General features: G+C 71.7%; 15 protein-coding genes. 10 read left to right on the top strand and 5 right to left on the bottom strand.

Annotated features, from left to right (window positions below; all coding sequences use genetic code 11):
• The first annotated feature begins 38 nt into the window (after nt 1-38).
• From MFF30_RS19590 to MFF30_RS19560, 7 genes are all read left to right on the top strand, one after another.
• Nucleotides 39-458, top strand: coding sequence for a hypothetical protein (locus tag MFF30_RS19590; RefSeq protein ID WP_238281318.1), 420 nt, complete (start codon nt 39-41; stop codon nt 456-458).
• 191 nt (nt 459-649) lie between these two features.
• Nucleotides 650-1951, top strand: coding sequence for a dual-specificity RNA methyltransferase RlmN (rlmN, locus tag MFF30_RS19585; protein ID WP_238281316.1), 1302 nt, complete (start codon nt 650-652; stop codon nt 1949-1951).
• Between the two features lie 7 nt (nt 1952-1958).
• Nucleotides 1959-2459: a hypothetical protein gene (locus MFF30_RS19580; protein ID WP_238281314.1), complete on the top strand. Its 501-nt coding sequence runs from the start codon at nt 1959-1961 to the stop codon at nt 2457-2459.
• A gap of 1 nt (nt 2460) precedes the next feature.
• Complete coding sequence (ggt, locus tag MFF30_RS19575; protein ID WP_238281312.1) at nt 2461-4209, top strand: gamma-glutamyltransferase; 1749 nt, start codon at nt 2461-2463, stop codon at nt 4207-4209.
• Between the two features lie 99 nt (nt 4210-4308).
• Nucleotides 4309-5094, top strand: a complete 786-nt coding sequence (locus MFF30_RS19570; protein ID WP_238281310.1) for a lysophospholipid acyltransferase family protein — start codon at nt 4309-4311, stop codon at nt 5092-5094.
• 200 nt (nt 5095-5294) lie between these two features.
• On the top strand, nt 5295-5666 hold the full coding sequence (locus tag MFF30_RS19565) for a hypothetical protein (RefSeq protein ID WP_373320948.1): 372 nt from the start codon (nt 5295-5297) through the stop codon (nt 5664-5666).
• A 175-nt stretch (nt 5667-5841) separates the two neighbouring features.
• Nucleotides 5842-6942 carry a DUF2125 domain-containing protein gene (locus MFF30_RS19560; RefSeq protein ID WP_238281305.1) on the top strand — a complete coding sequence of 367 codons (1101 nt, stop codon included), beginning with the start codon at nt 5842-5844 and terminating at the stop codon, nt 6940-6942.
• A 14-nt stretch (nt 6943-6956) separates the two neighbouring features.
• Here MFF30_RS19560 and MFF30_RS19555 read toward each other — a convergent pair whose 3' ends face one another.
• From MFF30_RS19555 to MFF30_RS19545, 3 genes are all read right to left on the bottom strand, one after another.
• The gene (locus MFF30_RS19555; RefSeq protein ID WP_238281410.1) at nt 6957-7889 is read right to left on the bottom strand and encodes a prephenate/arogenate dehydrogenase family protein; all 933 of its coding nucleotides are present in this window, start codon (nt 7887-7889) and stop codon (nt 6957-6959) included.
• 1 nt (nt 7890) lies between these two features.
• Nucleotides 7891-9015, bottom strand: a complete 1125-nt coding sequence (locus tag MFF30_RS19550) for a pyridoxal phosphate-dependent aminotransferase (RefSeq protein WP_238281303.1) — start codon at nt 9013-9015, stop codon at nt 7891-7893.
• Between the two features lie 100 nt (nt 9016-9115).
• Nucleotides 9116-9979, bottom strand: a complete 864-nt coding sequence (locus tag MFF30_RS19545; protein ID WP_238281301.1) for a chorismate mutase — start codon at nt 9977-9979, stop codon at nt 9116-9118.
• 256 nt (nt 9980-10235) lie between these two features.
• Between MFF30_RS19545 and metX the strand changes: the two genes are divergently transcribed.
• Together metX and metW are read left to right on the top strand one after the other, a co-directional pair.
• Nucleotides 10236-11447, top strand: coding sequence for a homoserine O-acetyltransferase MetX (gene metX / locus MFF30_RS19540; protein WP_373320947.1), 1212 nt, complete (start codon nt 10236-10238; stop codon nt 11445-11447).
• 8 nt (nt 11448-11455) lie between these two features.
• Nucleotides 11456-12136 carry a methionine biosynthesis protein MetW gene (gene metW / locus MFF30_RS19535; protein WP_238281299.1) on the top strand — a complete coding sequence of 227 codons (681 nt, stop codon included), beginning with the start codon at nt 11456-11458 and terminating at the stop codon, nt 12134-12136.
• Between the two features lie 36 nt (nt 12137-12172).
• Here metW and MFF30_RS19530 read toward each other — a convergent pair whose 3' ends face one another.
• A complete protein-coding gene (locus MFF30_RS19530; RefSeq protein WP_238281297.1) occupies nt 12173-12940 on the bottom strand; it encodes a methyltransferase domain-containing protein in 768 nt (255 codons plus the stop codon).
• Nucleotides 12941-13021: 81 nt separating this feature from the next.
• A complete protein-coding gene (locus MFF30_RS19525; protein WP_238281295.1) occupies nt 13022-14260 on the bottom strand; it encodes an amidase in 1239 nt (412 codons plus the stop codon).
• A gap of 110 nt (nt 14261-14370) precedes the next feature.
• Between MFF30_RS19525 and MFF30_RS19520 the strand changes: the two genes are divergently transcribed.
• Nucleotides 14371-14732: extensin family protein (locus tag MFF30_RS19520; RefSeq protein ID WP_238281293.1), on the top strand; the 362-nt coding region annotated here is incomplete at its 3' end.

Here is a 14732-nt window from a genome sequence, read left to right as displayed (position 1 = left end):
AGCGGAGCCTCAGAATCCGCGCGTAAGGAACGCCCTCCATGCTCACCCGTCCCCTGCTGGCCGCCGGCCTCGCCGCGTGCCTCGCGCTCCCAGCCCAGATGCTTCCCGCGCAAGGCCAGATCCGCAACGCGCCCTCCCCCCACGCGCTGGAATTCGCGGCCTACATCTTCGCCGCCGCCAATGTCTGCGGCTACCGCATCGGTACCGAGGAATTCGACGCGCTGCTGGAGAAGCAGAACGTTCGCGCCGCCGATGTCAGCCCACGCGGTCCCTTCGGAGCGAAGGTGCAGACCATGTTCGCCCTGATGTCGAACCAGATGCAGCTCAACCGCGAGAAGGCCTGTCAGGCGGTCGCCGGCGAGTACGGCCCCGAGGGCAACGTGACCAAGAACGTGCTGCTGCCGGCAGCCGCCACCGACGCGCCCGCACCGCCGGCCGATGCGAAGCCGGCGCAGTAAAAACTTTCTGACGGAAATTAACCATCGCCTGCGCGAAAGCGAGCGATGGCAGCCGGCGTGGTGGATCGGTCGGCATCGGGCGCGTCCCGTGATCCAGGGCATGATCCAGGGACAGTTCGGGCCCGCATTCGCGTTTCGGCCCTGAATCGCCTATATCGGACCCATTCCAAGTCCGAAGGTTATTCAACATCATGGCGACGGCGTCGTTCGACACCGCCCGGCGCGACGCGAGCGCCGTTCCCGCAATCGAGAAGCGGCCCGAGTTCGAGCCCCAGATCGACAACGCGGCCACATCCCTGGGGCGCTCGTCACTGGTGGGGCTCACCCGCGAGCAGCTGAAGGGTCGGCTCGGCGCCATCGGCGTCTCCGAGCGCGAGCAGCGCATGCGCTCGGGCCAGATCTGGCACTGGCTCAACGTGCGCGGCGCCAAGGCCTTCGACGACATGACCAATGTCGGCAAGGGCCTGAAAGCCCAGTTGGCGCAGGCCTACACCCTCGACCGGCCCGAGGTGATCACCGAGCAGGTCTCGCGGGACGGTACCCGCAAGTGGCTGATGCGGATGGCGCCCACCGGCAAGCACGACCACAACCGGGGCGCCGAGATCGAGTGCGTCTACATTCCGGGGCGCGGGCGCGGCACGCTCTGCGTCTCGAGCCAAGTCGGCTGCACCCTCACCTGCTCGTTCTGCCACACCGGCACGCAGCGCCTCGTGCGTAACCTGACGGCGGCCGAGATCACGGCCCAGGTCGTGGTGGCCCGCGACCAGCTCAACGACTGGGCCGGCCAGAACCCGACGGCACCGGGCGAGGACGAGACCCGGCGCAAGGTCACCAACATCGTTTTCATGGGCATGGGTGAGCCGCTCTACAACCTCGATAACGTCGTCGACGCGGTCGGCGTCATGGCCGACCAGGAGGGTCTCGGGCTCTCGCGCCGGCGCATCACCGTCTCGACCTCCGGCGTCGTGCCGCAGATGCAGCGCCTCGGCGACGAGGCCCACGCCATGCTGGCGATCTCCCTGCACGCGGTGCGCGACGATATCCGCGACACCCTCGTGCCCCTGAACCGCAAGTATCCGCTGGCCGAGCTGCTGGCCGCCTGCCGGTCCTACCCCGGCCTCAACAACGCCCGCCGTATCACCTTCGAGTACGTGATGCTGAAGGGCGTCAACGACAGCGATGCCGACGCGCGGGAGCTGGTCCGCCTGCTCAAGGGAATCCCGGCCAAGATCAACCTGATCCCGTTCAACCCCTGGCCGGGCAGCGCCTACGAATGTTCCGACTGGGAGCGCATCGAGCGCTTCTCGGAAATCATCTATGAAGCCGGCTATGCGTCGCCCGTCCGCACCCCGCGCGGGCGCGACATCCTGGCCGCCTGCGGCCAGCTCAAGAGCGAGACCGAGAAGCTGCGCGCCCGCGCGCGGATGATGCTGGAGGACGGCATCGGCGCCGAAGGCGTCTACGCGGGTGCCGACGACGGCGACGAGGACTGAGGCGCGCGTGCGCGTCCTCGGGTTTCTCTTCGTCGCGGGCCTCGCCCTGGTCCTGGCGATCCCGTGCGGAGCCGCCGTGCTCACCCTCGGGGCGATGCTGGACCCGGCCACCAGCGAGACGCTCTCGCGGCTCGGCCTCGTAGGCCTGTTCACGGGCCTCGAGGACCTCGCCTCCGGGATCGGTCCCGAGACCCTGCTGTTCGCCCTCGCCGCCATCGGCCGTGCCCTGTTCGTGCTCCTGGTGGTGCCGCCCGCCCTGGTGGCCGTGCTGGGTGCGGTTCTCGGCTGGCGCGCCGCGACCTGGTACGGCGCCGGCACCGGCCTCCTCACCGCCCTGGTGCCCTGGCTCGCGCGCGGTCTCACCCGGACCGGGCCGAGCGCGGACGCCCTGGTCCTGGAGGGGCGCATCACGGCGGTGCTGTTCCTCACCGGCGCGGCCTCGGGCCTCGTCTACTGGTTGATCGCCGGCCGGCATGCCGGTGCACCATCCGAGAACGGACGCGCCTGACATGCGGCTCACCCCCTCGCGCATTGCCCTCGCGTTGGTTCTGGCTGCCACGGGGTCGGGTCTCGCTCCGAGTTTTGCGCAGGGTGTGCCCGAGCCGCCGCCGATCCAATCCGACGACGCACGCCTGCTGCCGGTGCTGGGTGCCCACGGCATGGTCTCGTCGCAGGAGGCGCAGGCCACCCGCGTCGGCGTCGAGATCCTCAAGGCCGGCGGCAACGCCGTCGACGCTGCCGTGGCGGTGGGCTTTGCCCTCGCGGTGACGCTGCCGCGCGCCGGCAACCTCGGCGGCGGCGGCTTCATGATGATCCACCGCGCCGAGGGCGACGAGACGGTCGCCCTCGATTACCGCGAGACCGCCCCGGCGGCCGCCCGCTCCGACATGTTCCTCGACGGGAAGGGCGAGCCGGATCGCGCCGCCTCCACCCGCACCGGCAAGGCGGTGGGGGTGCCCGGCACCGTGCGGGGTCTCGCCGAGGCGCACCGCCTCTACGGATCGGGCCGGTTCACCCTGGCCGACCTCATCGCCCCGGCGGAAAAGCTCGCCCGCGCGGGCATCCCGGTGGAATCGGGGCTGGCGGATTCCCTGCCCCGCGCCGCCGGTCTGCTGGGCCGCTGGCCCTCATCGCGAAAGATCTTCTTCTCGGGCGACAAACCCCTCCAGCGCGGCGACCGGCTGGTCCAGGCGGATCTCGCCGACACCCTGGCCCACATCGCCAGGGACGGGCCGGACGCGTTCCACACCGGCGCCATCGCGGAGCGCATCGCGGCCGCCGTCCACGAGGCCGGCGGCGTGATGACGGCTGCGGATCTGGCCGCCTATCGTCCGGTGGTCCGCGAGCCCGTGCGGGGCACCTATCGGGGCTATGCCATCGCCTCGATGCCGCCGCCGAGTTCGGGCGGCATCCACCTCATCGAGATCCTGAACGTGCTGGAAGGCTTCGACCTCGCCGGCATGGGCGCAGGCAGCGCCGACGCGCTCCACACCTTAACCGAGGCGATGAAGCCGGCCTATGCCGACCGGGCGACCTGGCTCGGCGACCCCGCCCGCACGCAGGTGCCGGTGGAGGGCCTGATCGCCAAGCCCTACGCGGCGCGCCTGCGGGCCGGGATCGACCCTGCCCGCGCCCGGCCCGCCGCCGAGGTGAAGGCCGGTGATCCCCTCCCCTTCGAATCCGACCAGACCACGCATTTCTCGGTGGTCGACGGCGCCGGCAACGCGGTCTCGAACACCACGACCCTGAACTTCTCGTACGGGCTCGGCCTCGTGGCCGAGGGCACGGGCGTGCTGCTGAACAACGAGATGGACGATTTCTCGGCCAAGCCCGGCGCCCTCAACGCCTACGGCCTCGTCGGCAGCGTCGCCAACGCGGTCTCGCCCGGCGCCCGGCCTCTCTCCTCGATGACGCCCGCCTTCGTGTTCCGGGACGGCCGGCTCGTCCTGGTCACGGGGAGCCCGGGGGGCAGCCGCATCATCTCGACGGTGCTGCAGGTCATCGTCAACGTGCTCGACTTCCGCATGAATCTCGCGGAGGCGGTCGCCGCGCCGCGCATCCACCACCAGTGGCAGCCCGATGTGCTGATGGCCGAGGAGGGCCTGTCCCCCGACACCCTGGCGCTGCTGCGGGCGCGCGGCCACCGCATCAAGGTCGGGGCGACCTCCGGCTCGGCCAACTCGATCCAGGCCGCCGACGGCCTGCTGGCCGGTGCCGCCGACCCGCGCCAGCGCGGAACCCTCGCCGACGGCTACTGAGGCTCAGGCATTCCCGCGTCCGGATGGCCTGCGGCGGCGGCGCACGCTACAGGAGATTTGGGCCGCGCCCCGTTCCGGGCTGTCTCATCCGGGTTCCCGATGCTTCTCGTTCGTTCACTCGCGTTCAACCTCGCCTTCTACGTTGCCACCACGCTCATCGCGATCGGCGGTCTGCCGACCCTCGTCTCCCGCCGCGCGGTGATCCGGCTGGCGCAGTTCTGGGCGCGCGTGACCCTCCGGCTGCTGCAGATCGTGGGCGGCATCACGGTGGAGTTCCGGGGCGTCGAGAACATTCCACCGGGGCCGCTGCTGGTGGCGGCCAAGCACCAGTCGGCCCTGGAGACCCTGGCCCTCGTCACCTGCTTTCCGGATTTCGCCTACATCCTGAAGCGCGAACTGCTCTGGATCCCGCTGATCGGCTGGTATCTCTCGCGCTCCGGTATGGTCGCCATCGATCGGAGCAAGGGCGCGCGAGCCATGAGCGCCATGAACGAGGCGGCCGCCGACGCCATCCGTGACCGGCGCCAGCTCATCATCTTCCCCGAGGGCACGCGCCGTCCCCCCGGTGCGCCCCCCGCCTACAAGCTCGGCCTCACCCACCTTTACGCCGCCCTCGGCGTGCCCTGCGTGCCGGTGGCCCTCGATACCGGCCTGTACTGGCCGCGCCGCAGACTCGTGCGGCGGCCCGGAACCACCGTGATCGAGTTCATGCCCCCGATCCCGCCCGGCCTCGACCGGGCCCGCTTCCTCGAGGTCGTCCAGGAGCGCATCGAGACCGCCTCGGACAGGCTCCTGGCCGACAGCCGGGCCGCGCTCGCCGCCCGCGGTCATGTGGTCCCGGAAGTCCCGACGGAAGCCCGCGAGACCGACTCCCGCGTCGCCTGACCGCGCCCCGCGGACGGCCCGCCCGGGCGCTCCGGCGCTTGTGGATAACTCGCCCGAACCCCATTTGAAAGGACGCGGGGCGTCGTCCTTGACGCCAACGAAACGTTAAGACTAATGTGGAACAAATGGCGAACAAGAGAGCCCTGTCCTGGTCGGCCGCACTCCGCGACCTGAAGGACGATCGAGCACGGAGACAGGAAGTGCGGGAAGAACGCCTGAGGACGACGGCCGGCCTTCGCGGCACGCCCGCCCTGGTGCTGAGCGCCTGGCGTGGACGCTCGGGCCGGCGCTACGTGGTCGGCATCCACGAACTCGCCGAGCCGGAACTCGACGACATGGGCGAGGCCGTGGTGCTGGCGGTGCGCCGGGACGCCTCCGGCACCGGCGAACTGGTCTCGGTGGCCTCCGCCGGGCAGAGCCCGCGCGAGCGCCTTCACCGCAACTGGGTCGCCCGGGCGCGCCACAAGGGCGCCACCGAGATGCACGTGCACCGCCTCGCCGAGGGCGAGGCCGAGCGCGAGGCGATCGTCGCCGATCTCGGCGCCGAGCAGAAGGCCGACGCCGCGCACTGAGCGCGGCGTCGAAGAACGGGACTTACGATCGGCGAGACTTCCGGAACGGCAGGACTTCCGCAACGGCAGGACTTCGATGTCCGCCATGCTTTCGCCGTCGAGACCCTGCCAAGCGTAAGGCGGGACGCCCGATCCGGTCGCGGTCCCCGATGCGAGCGCAGGATACGAAGACCCGATGGCGCAGAGTCCGATCCCGGCCAGTTCCCCGTCGCCTAAGCCCCACTCGCGCAAGGGGCTATTCCTTCCCTACATCCTCCTCGCCGTCCTGGTGGTCGCCTGGTCGATCGGCTGGTTCTTCATCCGCCATCGCGCCGCATCCGAGATGGATGCCTGGCTCACCCGCGAGCAGGCCGCCGGCCGCAGCTGGACTTGCGCGGACCGCAGCATCACCGGCTACCCGTTCCGCATCGAGCTGCGCTGTTCCGCCCTCGCCTTCAGCCGGTCCGACAGCCGCTTCACCCTCGGGCCGGTCACGGCGGTGGTTCAGGTCTACCAGCCGCGCCAGGGGATCCTCGAAGTCGGCGGCCCCTTCCACGTGGAGCAGGGCGACCTCGTCGCGGACGCCACCTGGACCTCCCTGGTGGGCAGCTTCCACGGCGCCTCCGAGGGCTTCGTGCGCGCCTCCCTGGTGGCGAACGACGCCAAGGGCAGCGTGCGCGGGGCCGGGCCGGACCCGATCGACTTCGACACGAAGCATCTCGAATTCCACGCCCGCCCGACGCCCGGCCGCTTCGCCACGGATGGCGCCGTCGACACCAGCCTGCGCGTGACCGGCATCCGCTTGCCGCTCGCGGACGCGGCGCTGGGCAATACCGATCCGGCCGACCTCGCCGTGGATGCCACGGTCAACCGGGCGACCGCGCTCGGCACCGGCACGGTGGCGAAGGAACTCGACGATTGGCGCCGGGCCGGCGGCAGTCTCGACCTCGCCCTCCTGTCGCTGGCCAAGGGCGAGCGCCGGCTCCAGGCCAAGGGTAGCCTCGACCTCGATGCGGCCCACCGGCCGCAAGGGCAGCTCGACCTGCGCGCCGCTGGCGTCGAGGCCCTGGTCGGTCAGATCATGGGCCAGCGCTTCGGCGCGGAGAAAGGGGCGCTCATCGGAAGCCTCGTCGGCCAGCTCCTCGTCGGCCGCCGGAACCAGGCCAGCGCCGAGGCGGGCGTGGCCGCGCCGGCCAACGACGCCCTCAAGGCGCTGCCGCCCCTGCGGCTCGCGGACGGCCGGCTGATGCTCGGTCCGTTCCCGATCCCCAACGTGCAGCTGCCGCCGCTCTACTGAGCGGCGTCGCGCCGTCAGGCCGCCGGGTCGCTCGGCCGGCCGCGGCCGAAATCGGCCTCCGCCGTCTCCTGGCCCATGGCGACGATGCCGCGGCGGATGGCCCGGGTGCGCGTGAACAGGTCGTGCAGAGCCTCGCCGTCGCCCCAGCGGATCGCCCGGGCGAGGGCGGCGAGATCCTCGTTAAAGCGCCCGAGCATCTCCAGCACCGCGTCCTTGTTGGTCAGGAACACGTCCCGCCACATGGTCGGGTCGGAGGCGGCGATGCGGGTGAAGTCGCGAAAGCCGCCGGCCGAGAACTTTATCACCTCGGATTGCGTCACGGCCTCCAGGTCGGCCGCCGTGCCCACGATGTTGTAGGCGATGAGGTGCGGCACGTGGCTGGTGATCGCCAGGACGAGGTCGTGATGCTCCGGCGTCATCGTCTCGACGATGGCGCGCAGGCCCTCCCAGAAGACCTGGACCCGCGCGGTCGCCGCTGGGTCGGTGTCCTCGGCCGGGGTGAGGATGCACCAGCGCCCGGAGAACAGGGTCGAGAACCCGGCATCCGGTCCGGAATACTCGGTGCCGGCCACGGGGTGCGCGGGCACGAAATGCACGCCGACCGGCAGATGCGGCGCGACGGCAGCGACCACCGAGGCCTTGACCGAGCCGACATCCGATACGATGGCGCCGGGTTTCAGGGCCGGACCCATGCGTTCGGCCACCGCCCCGACCGCGCCCACGGGCACGCACAGGATGACGAGGTCCGCCCCCGCCACGCCGGCGGCGAGGTCGTCCGTGGCCGCGTCGGCGAGGTTCAGCGCCCGCACCCGCTCCAGCACCGCTTCATCGCGGTCGATGGCGACGATGCGCCGGGCGAGGCCGAACTGCCGCGCGCCGCGGGCGATCGAGGAGCCGATCAGCCCGAGGCCGACGATGGCCAGGGTGTCCAGGGGACGCGCGTCGATCTCAGCCACGGGTCTCGCCCCGCACGAAGGCGGTCAGGGCATCGAGGAAGGCGCGGTTCGCCTCCTCGCCGCCGATGGTGACCCGTAAGGCATCCGGCAGGCCATAGGAGGAGACCCGGCGGGTGATGACGCCCCGCGTGGTGAGGAAGGCGTCGGCCTCCGCCGCGCTCCGGCCGGGCTCGGCGGGGAAGTGGACGAGGATGAAGTTGGCGACGCTCGGCGTCACCGCGAGGCCGAGGTCGCGAACCGCGTCCGTCATCGTGGCGAGCCAGGTGTCGTTGTGGGCCACCGCCGCGGCCACATGCGCGTCGTCCGCGATGGCGGCCGCGCCCGCCGCGATGCCGGCCCCCGACAGGTTGAATGGCCCCCGGATGCGGTTGACCGCGTCGGCCACCTCGGAAGGCGCGACCATCCAGCCGACGCGCAGGGCCGCGAGCCCGTGGATCTTCGAGAAGGTCCGGGTCATCACGACGTTGTTGGCCTCGAGCACGAGGTCGAGGCCGGCGCTGTAGTCGTTCGCCCGCACGTACTCGGCATAGGCCCCGTCGAGGACGAGGAGGACGTGGGGCGGCAGGCCCGCCTGCAGGCGCCGCACCTCGTCGAACGGCAGGTAGGTGCCGGTCGGGTTGTTGGGGTTGGCGAGGTAGACGATCTTGGTGCGGGCTGTGACGGCGGCGAGCAGCGCGTCGACGTCGGCGCGGAGATCCCGCTCCTTCACTACCACCGGGGTGCCGCCCGCGGCCAGGATGGCGATCCGGTAGACCAGGAAGCCGTGCTCGGTGAAGATCCCCTCGTCGCCGGGGCCGAGATAGGCGTAGGCCAGGAAGGACAGCAGCTCGTCCGAGCCGGCGCCGCAGACGATCCGCGCCGGATCGAGGCCGTAGCGGGTCGCGATCGCCTCGCGCAGGCGGGTCGCGGTGCCGTCCGGATAGAGTTCGAGCTTGGCGGCTTCCGCCCGCATCGCCGCTACCGCCTTCGGGCTCGGGCCCAGCGGCGTCTCGTTCGAGGAGAGCTTGTGGACCTTGGCCAGGCCGGGCGCCCCGCTCTTGCCGGGCACGTAGGCCTCGATGGCGAGAACACCGGGGCGGGGCACCGGGCGCGAGGGGGCGAGGGGGGCAGAGGACATGAGGAGGAGACCTGGAGGCCGCCGGTTCGTCGGCGAAGCGCCCGTCTAACAAAGCTCGCTCGGCTTTGCGAGCCGACCCCATGCTCCGAAGCCTCTTGCTTCAGACCCGGAAGCGGGCGGCGTGGCTGCCGATCTCGTCGAGGGTCTCGGGCGCGGCGCCGGCCCGGGTCAGGGCCTCGTGCAGCTGCCGGGCGCTGACACCGCCCGGGACGGCGAGGAGGAGGCCGTGCCCGCCCGGCCCGGGCGCGCGGGCGACGACCTCGCCGTAGAGGTCCTGCAGGGCGCGCATGGCCTCCGGCTCCCAGGCCGCGACGCGGGTGGCGTGCAGCACCCAGTCGCGCTGGGCGGCGGCCGGATCGTCCAGCGGATTCGAGACCACGAAGACGGGTGTGCCGGCCGGGTGGGTCGGGCGCTCGATGAAGGGCAGGCGCGCGATGACCTTGGGGCGGCCCTCGCCGACGAGCCCTTCCCACCAGGGCGCCGCGTCGGTGGAGGGACCCGAGCCGTCCGGATCGAGGCGGAAGATGCCGAGGTCGCCGCGGGAGGCGGCCACCGCCTCGATCACCGCGAGGCAGGTGGGGTGCGGCCGGTAGGGCACCGTGAAGCCGAAGTGGAAGCGGGCGGAATCGCGCATCGGCGCATCCCCGCCCGAGATGTCGGCATGCACCGAGAACGGTGCCTGCACGTAGGTGAAGGTCGCGATGATGACCCGCCAGATGCCCTCCACGGTGTCGAGGGGCAGGAGCCCGCGATGGCGCTCGGCCACGCGCCGCATCATCGAGGCCTCGCGCCCGGGGCGGAAGGCCGAGCCGCTGGCCGAGGTGCGCTTGACCGCGATCAGCCGGTCGATGATCGACCCGCGCTGGATCAGCAGGGCGTGCATCTCGGCGTCGATCCGGTCGATCTCGGCGCGCAGGTCGCCGAGGTTGTCGAGGGGCGGCGCGGGTCTCGTCGTGAAGCGCATCGGGGGCTCGCGAGGGTGCGGTGGTTAAGGGAAGGGCCGTCGCCGGGGTCTCGCCTCCCCGCCGCCGCCGAACGGTCTACGATCGCGCGGGCCGAAGGGCCAGAGCACCGCGTTGCAGCCGCGCCCTTTCGTTGACGCGTGAGGAAGCGCACACTACCTCAACGCCTCACGGACGCATGGTCCTGATCCTCGGATGGCACGCCGAGCCGTCCCGCCCCGGACCGACGCGCCGTCTCCTCCAACCCGTTTCATCACCATGTCGCTGGATACCGCCCTGAAAGTCGGCACGCCCGAAGACGTATCGGCCCGCGCCGACGCGCCGGGTGCCGAGGTTTCCCAGGCCCACGAGCCGAAGGGCCTCGTGGCGCGGTTCGGGCCGGACGAGCCCCTGGCGATGGATGCCGGCGTGCAGCTCGCGCCGTTCCAGATCGCCTACCAGACCGCCGGCACCCTCAACGCGGACCGCTCCAACGCCGTGCTGATCTGCCACGCGCTCACCGGCGACCAGCACTTCGCCCACACGCATCCGGTGACGGGCAAGCGCGGCTGGTGGGAGACCCTGGTGGGGCCGGGCAAGCCCGTGGACACCGACCGCTACTTCGTCGTGTGTTCGAACGTCGTCGGCTCGTGCATGGGCTCCACCGGCCCGGCTTCGATCGATCCGGCGACAGGCCGCGCCTACGGACTCGACTTCCCCCTGGTGACCATCCGCGACATGGTCCGCGCCCAGGCGATGCTGCTCGACCGGCTCGGCATCCGCGATCTGTTCCTCTGTATCGGCGGCTCCATGGGCGGCATGCAGGTGCTGCAATGGGCGGCGAGCTACCCCGAGCGGGTCTTCGCCGCGATGCCGATCGCCACCGGTCCGCGCCACTCGGCGCAGAACATCGCCTTCCACGAGGTCGGCCGGCAGGCGATCATGGCCGATCCGGCCTGGGCCGAGGGGCGCTACCTCGAGGCCGGCACCCGCCCGGCCAAGGGCCTGGGTGTGGCCCGCATGGGCGCGCACATCACCTACCTGTCGGAGCCGGCCCTGCACCGCAAGTTCGGGCGCCGCTTCCAGGGCGGCTCGGCGCCGACCTTCTCGTTCAACGCCGACTTTCAGATCGAGAGCTACCTGCGCCACCAGGGCCTCAGCTTCGTCGAGCGCTTCGACGCCAACGCCTATCTCTACCTCACCCGGGCGATGGACTACTTCGACCTCGCCGCCGACCAGGGCGGCGTACTCGCCAACGCCTTCAAGGGCACCAAGACCCGGTTCTGCGTGATGTCCTTCACTTCCGACTGGCTGTTCCCGACCTCCGAATCCCGCGCCATCGTCCACGCCCTGAACGCGGCCTCGGCCCCGGTGGCGTTCGTGGAGGTCGAGAGCGACAAGGGCCACGACGCCTTCCTCCTCGACGAGCCGGCGATGTTCGCCGCCGCCCGCGGCTTCATCGACGCCGCCGCCCGGGCCCGCGGCCTGTGACGGGACCCGTGGCGCAGGCCCACAGGCCCTGGGAGACGGCGGAGACGCTGCCGCGCGCGGAAGCGGGCGACACCCGCGTCGACCACCTCGTGGTGCTCGACCTGGTGCCGGCCAATGCCCGGGTCCTCGATATCGGCTGCGGCGACGGCGCTCTGCTGGCCCTGCTGCGCGACCGGCGCGGCGTCGACGGGCGCGGCATCGAGCTGTCGCGGGAGGGGGTGAACGCCTGCCTCGCTCGCGGCCTGCCGGTGATCCAGGGCGATGCCGACACCGATCTGGCGAACTATCCCGACGACGCCTTCGACGTGGTGGTCCTGTCCCAGACCATTCAGGCGACCCGCAACCCGCGCATCGTGCTGGAGCATCTTCTGCGCATCGGCCGGCAGGTCATCATCTCGTTCCCGAATTTCGGCCATTGGCGTGTGCGCTCGGAACTCGCTTTGCGCGGGCGCATGCCGGTCACGGCCCTGATGCCGGAGGAATGGTACGAGACCCAGAACATCCACCATTGCACGATCCGCGACTTCGTCGGCCTGTGCCGGACGGTGAACGCCGAGATCGAGAAGGCCACCGCCCTGGATGCCAGCGGCCGGCCGATGCGCTTCGCGATGCCCTGGTGGGTCTGGAACCTGATGGGCGCGCAGGGTGTGTTCCTGCTGCGCCGGGGTGCGGCCGGGTCTGCCCCCTGAGCAGGGTCCGGTTCGGCCTGTTGCACGTGAAAACTCTTAACCCTGTTCGGCGCGTCGGATGAGCAGGGTCGCAACCTCGTAGGTCACCCGCGAGCCCCCCACCTCGAAACCCCGCAGCACGCGCCGCATCGCGCCGGGCGAGAGGGGTTCGGACGTGCCGGGCGTCCCGGCGCCGATGGCCCGCAGCGCGTTGAGGAAGGCGCGGCCGTCCGCATGAGTCTCGACCAGGGGCTCGGCGGAGACCGCGAGGGTGCAGCCCGGGACCGTCAGCGCGGCAAGCTCCCCCAGGGTCGGATAGGTCGGTGTGGCCGCCTCCAAGCCGAGCGCCGCGTGCGCCGCCCGCCACTCGGCGAAGGTGCCCGCGCCGAGGGTCGCCACCGCGAGCAAGCCGCCGGGGGCCAGGAGGGCGGCGAGAGCCGCCAGGGTTCCGGGTAGATCCTCGAACCATTGCGCGGCGAGGCTCGATGCGATCAGGTCGAAGCCGGGCGCCAGGGCGGGCCGCTCCGCATCCATGACGACGAAGGTCGGGCTGGCGGCCCCGGTGAAGCGGGCACGGCAGCGCCGCACCATGGCGGGGGCGATGTCGGAAGCGACGACGTCGCCGTCCGGGACGCGACGGCGCAGAGCCTCGGTCAGCAATCCGGTGCCGCAGCCGACCTCGAGGATGCGCGGCGCCGGCGCAAGGACCTCGCCGCCGATCCGACGCGCGAGACGGTCCGCCACCGCGGCCTGGATCGCCGCCGCCCCGTCATAGCCCTCGGCCCCGTCGAAGGCCCGGGCCACGGCCTGTTTCCAGGGATGCATCGGGGCGACCGTCGGTGGCACGGGTTGGGGACGAGCGGGGCGATAGCCCCTGGGTCTCGTCGGCTCAAGGTGTTCCGAGCGCTACGCCGCCAGGGCCCGCTCGATCATCCCCGCCACGGCGAGCGCGCGTCCGTCGTCGCCGAAGCGGGCGACGACCTGGACGCCCAGCGGCAGGCCGTCGCCGGGGACCGGGACGGTGACGCAGGGCACGCCCATCAGGGTCCAGAGGCGGTTGAAGCGCGCGTCGCCCGTGGTGCCGAGGCTGGCCGGCGCGCGGCCCGGGGCCGACAGGGTGAGGATCGCGTCGAACTCCCCGAACAGATCCTTGAGGACGCGCCGAGCCCGGTGGGCGGAGCGGCGCGCCGCGTCGTACTGGGCGGCCACGAGATCCTGCGCCGCGTCGAGCTGCGCGCCGAGTTCCGGGCTGAGCTGCGCCCGATGGTGCGCGTATTCCCAGGCCAGCGCCTGACGGGCCTCGTAATCCTGGATGATCGCGTGGCACGCCCAGGCCTCCGGCAGCGGCGACGGCAGGACGAGGTCGACGACCCGCGCGCCGGCGGCCTCCGCCGCGCGGGCGGCCCGGGTCAAGGCGGCGAGGGCGTCCGCATCGGGGGCATCCGCGAATCCCTGGAGGCAGAGGCCGATGCGCGGGGCCTGCGGGGCTACGTCGAGATCGAGGTCGAGGGCGGGCCGGTCGGCGATCAGGCTCAGGCCCTGGGCGATGTCGCGGATGCCGGCCCCGAACAGCCCGACGGTGTCGAGCGCCCAGGAGAAGGTCTTCACGCCGACCGTCGGCAGGAGGCGGAAGGACGGCTTGATCGCCGCCACCCCGCAGAAGGCCGCCGGCCGGATCACCGAGCCGCCGGTCTGGGTACCGAGGGCCAGAGGCACCATCCCGGCGGCGACGGCCGCGGCCGAGCCCGCCGAGGAGCCGCCCGGCGTGTGGCCGGGGTCGCGCGGGTTCACCGTCGCGGTGGGGTCGTGGCTCGCGAAGGGCGAGGTCGTGGTCTTGATCAGGGGCACGGCGCCCAGCGCCCGCAGGCGCGCCACGATGGCGGCATCCGCCTTGGGCTGCCAGCCGGCATAGATCGGCGAACCCATCTGCGTGGGCAGGTCGGCGGTGTCGATGATGTCCTTGACCCCGACGGCGATGCCCGCCAGCGGCCCCGAGCCGGCGATCGCGGGTGCGGGATTTCGGCTGACGATCGCCCCGATGCCGGGGTCGCGGGCCGCGATGGCGGCCTCGGCGAGGCGGATGGCGCCGGCGGGGTCGAGGGTGCCGGCAATGATGCGGGTGCGGAGATCGACGAGGGAGAGCATGGAGGCTTGGTCCGGTCTCGGCCGGCTCCTGTCAACACCCGTCCACAGGCGGCGGGCCCGCACCGCATCGTTGACGCATCGTTTACGTAACCCTGCGCATCTTCGCGGTCATGTGGCGTAGCGTATTCGCGTTCTCGGCCCTCACGCTGTTCGGCGCGGGCCTCACCGGCTGTGCACTCAACAAGTTTGAGCAGCGCGAGGCATGGCGTGATCAGACCGAGCAGGCCTGCAACGCCAAGCGCCTCGTGGAGACGACCGAGTTCGTCACCCCGTCGAAGGAGATCAGCGGGCCGGGCGTCTGCGGCATGCTGCAACCCTACCGCGTCACCCGCCTCGGCAAGGGCACCGTCGCCCTGAAGCAGCGCGTCACCCTGGCCTGCCCGGCGCTGACCGAGGCCGAGGCCTGGCTCGCCGACACGATCCAGCCGGCCGCGAACCTGTATTTCGGCCAGCCCGTGGCCGAGATCAACGC

Source organism: Methylobacterium goesingense (assembly GCF_022179225.1).
In the GTDB taxonomy this organism is placed as follows: Bacteria; Pseudomonadota; Alphaproteobacteria; order Rhizobiales; family Beijerinckiaceae; genus Methylobacterium; species Methylobacterium goesingense.
Note: the sequence above shows the minus strand (reverse complement) of the source record. Positions and strands in the feature narration are given on the sequence as shown.

What these genes read in the sequence shown, in the direction of transcription:
- MFF30_RS19590 (WP_238281318.1), top strand. Translation starts at nt 39, where the DNA reads ATGCTCACCCGTCCCCTGCTGGCCGCCGGCCTCGCCGCGTGCCTCGCG.
- MFF30_RS19550 (WP_238281303.1), bottom strand. Translation starts at nt 9,015, where the DNA reads ATGTCCTCTGCCCCCCTCGCCCCCTCGCGCCCGGTGCCCCGCCCCGGT.
- MFF30_RS19570 (WP_238281310.1), top strand. Translation starts at nt 4,309, where the DNA reads ATGCTTCTCGTTCGTTCACTCGCGTTCAACCTCGCCTTCTACGTTGCC.
- metX (WP_373320947.1), top strand. Translation starts at nt 10,236, where the DNA reads ATGTCGCTGGATACCGCCCTGAAAGTCGGCACGCCCGAAGACGTATCG.
- MFF30_RS19560 (WP_238281305.1), top strand. Translation starts at nt 5,842, where the DNA reads ATGGCGCAGAGTCCGATCCCGGCCAGTTCCCCGTCGCCTAAGCCCCAC.
- MFF30_RS19530 (WP_238281297.1), bottom strand. Translation starts at nt 12,940, where the DNA reads ATGCATCCCTGGAAACAGGCCGTGGCCCGGGCCTTCGACGGGGCCGAG.
- rlmN (WP_238281316.1), top strand. Translation starts at nt 650, where the DNA reads ATGGCGACGGCGTCGTTCGACACCGCCCGGCGCGACGCGAGCGCCGTT.
- MFF30_RS19545 (WP_238281301.1), bottom strand. Translation starts at nt 9,979, where the DNA reads ATGCGCTTCACGACGAGACCCGCGCCGCCCCTCGACAACCTCGGCGAC.
- MFF30_RS19525 (WP_238281295.1), bottom strand. Translation starts at nt 14,260, where the DNA reads ATGCTCTCCCTCGTCGATCTCCGCACCCGCATCATTGCCGGCACCCTC.
- ggt (WP_238281312.1), top strand. Translation starts at nt 2,461, where the DNA reads ATGCGGCTCACCCCCTCGCGCATTGCCCTCGCGTTGGTTCTGGCTGCC.